General features: G+C 73.9%; 3 protein-coding genes. 2 read left to right on the top strand and 1 reads right to left on the bottom strand.

From position 1 onward, the window contains the following. Positions 1-67: 67 nt before the first annotated feature. Positions 68-1,027, top strand: a complete 960-nt coding sequence (locus tag ACJA3G_RS34200; protein ID WP_406556921.1) for an MBL fold metallo-hydrolase — start codon at positions 68-70, stop codon at positions 1,025-1,027. A 74-nt stretch (positions 1,028-1,101) separates the two neighbouring features. On the opposite strand, the gene ACJA3G_RS34205 is transcribed toward ACJA3G_RS34200, so the two are convergent. Then, on the bottom strand, positions 1,102-1,644 hold the full coding sequence (locus ACJA3G_RS34205; protein WP_406556922.1) for a flavin reductase family protein: 543 nt from the start codon (positions 1,642-1,644) through the stop codon (positions 1,102-1,104). 192 nt (positions 1,645-1,836) lie between these two features. Here ACJA3G_RS34205 and ACJA3G_RS34210 point away from each other — a divergent pair, with 192 nt between their 5' ends. Then, positions 1,837-2,910, top strand: a complete 1,074-nt coding sequence (locus ACJA3G_RS34210) for a phosphotransferase family protein (protein ID WP_406556923.1) — start codon at positions 1,837-1,839, stop codon at positions 2,908-2,910. Positions 2,911-2,931: the final 21 nt, after the last annotated feature.

Genomic DNA, 2,931 nt, shown 5'->3' on the forward strand with positions numbered 1-2,931 from the left:
GCCCCCTCCAGCCGCCGGGCATCGGCGCACCTGCCGCCCTCCAGGGGCCGCGGCCACCGTGGAAGGCATGAGCCTGCCATCCACGACGCCCCACGACAGCCGCCCGTCCCGGGTACCGCCGCCCCGCGTGGAGGAGGTGGCCGACCGGATCTTCGCCTACGTCCAGCCCGACGGGGGCTGGTGCCTGAACAACGCCGGGATCCTCGCCGGCCCCCACACGGTGGCCCTGGTCGACACCGCCGCCACCGAGGCCAGGGCCCGCGCCCTGCGCGCCGCCGCCCTCGAACGCGGCGGCGCCGAGCCGCGGACCGTCCTGAACACCCATCACCACGGCGACCACACCTTCGGCAACGCCGTCGCCGCCCCGCACGCCACCGTCATCGCCCACACCCGCACCCGCGCCGAGATGGCCGAGAAGGGCGAGGGCCTCAAACACGTCTGGCCCGGCACCCCCTGGGGCGACCTCGGTGACCTCGCCCGCTCTCTGCCGATGGTGACCTTCGAGGACCGGCTGACGGTGTACGTCGACGAGCTGGCCGTCGAGCTGATGTACGTGGGCCCCGCGCACTCCGGCAACGACGTGGTGGTGTGGGTGCCGGAGCACCGGGTGCTGTTCGCGGGCGACGTCCTGATGCCCGGCTGCACACCGTTCCTGCTGGCGGGCTCGGTCCTGGGCTCGCTGGAGGCGATCGCCCGGCTGCGGGCGCTGGGTCCACGTACCGTCGTGGGCGGGCACGGGCCGGTCGCCGGGCCCGAGGCACTGGACGAGGCCGAGGCGTATCTGCGCTGGCTCCAGAAGGTCGCTGTCCAGGGGATCGACGCGGGACTCACCCCGTTCGAGGCGGCCCGCGACACCCCGCTCGGCGGGTACGCGGAGCTGCGCGACCCGGAGCGGCTGGTGGCCAACCTGCACCGCGCGTACTCCGAGGCGCTCGGCGGGCCGGTGGACACCCAGATCCGCTCGGCGCCGGTGATGGGCGAGATGGCCCGCCTGGGCGGCGGTGATGTACTGGCCTGTCTGGCCTGAGCGTACGCATACGTTTTCGCCCCGCCGGTCCGGCCGGCGGGGCGAAAACGTAGGCGAACGTATGCGTAGGGCCGCTAGCCGCGCCCCGCCGTGCCCTCGCCGGAGGGGGCGACGGTGTGCAGGGCGCCCCGGTGGAAGACCAGCGGCGGGCGTGCCGCGTCCACTCCCAGGCCCACCACCTCGGCGACGGCGAAGAAGTGGTCGCCGAGCCGCTGGACCTGGCGGACCAGGCAGTCCAGCCATGCGGTGGTGCCCGGCAGCACCGGATTGCCGTGCGGCGACTCCCACCACGTCAGGCCCGCGAACTTGCCCGTGGTGTCCCCGGATCCGCCGCTCTTGGCGAAGCGGGCGCACAGCTCCTGCTGGTCGTGGGCGAGGATGTTGACGGTGAAGGAACCCGCCTCGCTCATCGGCGGCCAGCTGACGGACTTCTCGTCGATGAAGATCCCCACGAGGGGTGGCTCCAGCGACACCGACACGAACGACCCCACCACGAGCCCGGCGGGCCCGGCCGCCGTCGCGGCGGTGACCACGGTGACGGGACTCGGAACGTGGCCGAGTATGTGCCGGAACAGCTGCGGCTCCACGAACGCCCCCACAGGCGGTGCCCAGGACATGTCGACCTCCCCAATGGTGTTCTGCGGTCAACGGCCATGCTGGCGCCCGTGGTTGGGGAACCGGTCTCAGCCGGATGCAGCGCCGCCGATGAGCGCGTCGGGCCGTGTCCGGCCGCGCCGTGATCCTCCATCCGGCCCCCATCGGCGCCCTCGACGATGGGGGACACCCGTATATGGATGGAGGAGCCGGCCATGCCCGTGCCCCAGCAACGTGACCCGGAACTCACCCGGAAACATCTGACGACCTGGCTCGCCGAACGGCTGCCGCAGGCGCCGGACCTCCAGGTCCGCGTCGAGGTACCCACGGGCCTCGGCTTCTCCAACGAGACGCTGCTGGTCGACACCGAGTGGGGTCCGGCGGGCGCCGAGCGGCACCGTCGTCTGGTCGTCCGGGTGGCGCCCACCCGCTACCGGGTGATGCCGGGCTCCCGGCTCGACGAGGAGTACCGCGTCCTGCACGCGCTGCGCGGCACCGATGTGCCGGTGCCCGGCGTCCTCGGCTTCGAACCGGACCCCGGGCTGCTCGGCGCGCCCTTCTACGCCATGGACCGCGTCGAGGGCTGGGTCCCGCCGGACCTGCCCTCCTACCACCGCGACGGCGGACCGGTGGCCGCGCTCGACGAGGCCGGCCGCGCGGCGGTGTGGTGGGGCGGGGTCGAGGCACTGCACCGCGTCCACCGCCTCGACGTGGGCGCCCTCGGCCTCGACGACCTGCGCCGCTCGGTCCACGGACCGTACGGGCTCGGCGCCCAACTCGACTACTACGAAGCCCATATGGACCACTTCGGCGGCGCGGACAGCGTCCCGGTCCGCGAGGCGCTGGCCCTGTTGCGGGACGGGCTGCCGCCCGAGCCGGCGCGGCCGAGCCTGCTGTGGGGCGACGCGCGACTGGGCAACCTGATGTTCTCCGGGGTGACCCCCGTGGCCGTACTGGACTGGGAGATGACCTTCCTGGGCCCCGGTGAGGCCGACCTGGGCTGGTACCTCTACCTCGACCGGCACCTCAGCGAGGGCGTCGGCGCACCCCGGCTGCCCGGGCTGCCCGGGCGCGCGGAGACCATCCGCCGCTACGAGGAGCTCGCGGCGCGTCCCGTCGCGGCGCACATGGACTGGTACGAGGTGTTCGCCGGTTTCCGGTTCGCCCTGATCGCCTCCCGGGTCGGCCGGCTCCTGGTCGAGCACGGCCTGGTCGCCGCCGAGGCGGACGTCCCGCTCGCCCGCAACGCCGCCAGCCTGCTGGCCCGCACCCTGCGCCCGCTGAGCTGAACCCCGCACCACCTTCCCCCG

This window comes from Streptomyces sp. YS-3 (assembly GCF_045257485.1).
Classification (GTDB): domain Bacteria; phylum Actinomycetota; class Actinomycetes; order Streptomycetales; family Streptomycetaceae; genus Streptomyces.

Coding starts and splice junctions, on each gene's coding strand:
- ACJA3G_RS34200 (WP_406556921.1), top strand. CDS start 68: ATGAGCCTGCCATCCACGACGCCCCACGACAGCCGCCCGTCCCGGGTA.
- ACJA3G_RS34205 (WP_406556922.1), bottom strand. CDS start 1,644: ATGTCCTGGGCACCGCCTGTGGGGGCGTTCGTGGAGCCGCAGCTGTTC.
- ACJA3G_RS34210 (WP_406556923.1), top strand. CDS start 1,837: ATGCCCGTGCCCCAGCAACGTGACCCGGAACTCACCCGGAAACATCTG.